1 protein-coding gene is annotated in these 526 nt (G+C 71.6%); it reads right to left on the bottom strand.

From position 1 onward, the window contains the following. The coding region (locus tag AB4Z35_RS30225) for a lysoplasmalogenase (RefSeq protein WP_442101191.1) at nucleotides 1-486 on the bottom strand (486 nt) is incomplete at its 3' end. Nucleotides 487-526: the final 40 nt, after the last annotated feature.

Genomic DNA, 526 nt, shown 5'->3' on the forward strand with positions numbered 1-526 from the left:
GATGTAGACCGTGACCGGCAGCGCCATCTCGCCAAGATTGGGCCAGAAGCGGCCGAGCAGCGCGCCCGCCGCACCGATCACCAGCCCGCAGCCCAGCAGTCGCTGCGGCCGGAGATCACGCGCCATCGGCACGAACAGGCGCAGGTAGGCCAGGTGCGCCAGCAGGAAGGCGCCGAGCCCGCCGAGGAACGAGATCTTCAAGCCCGGCAGCGCGAGCAGGAAATCGCCGATCGCCGAGAACACGAGCGCCACTACCAGCCAGCGGCGCTCGCCAAGCGGGCGATGGAACCACGCGGCGCGCGCCAGCATGATCGCCATCGCCGTCTTCCACGCCGGCTGGTAGGCGATCTGGCCGGTCAGCGGCGTGCCGGGCGGCAACTCCATCGACGCCTGGAGCAGCAGCACGCCATAGACCACGGCGGCCAGCGTGCCCGCGATCCACCACTCGCGCAYGCGCGGCGGCATCCGCATCGCGAGCCAGCTCATGGGCGCGCTCCCACGGTCACCTTGGCGTTGGGGGCGGCGC

The organism is Pseudomonas sp. KB_15, assembly GCF_052114525.1.
GTDB lineage: Bacteria > Pseudomonadota > Gammaproteobacteria > Pseudomonadales > Pseudomonadaceae > Aquipseudomonas.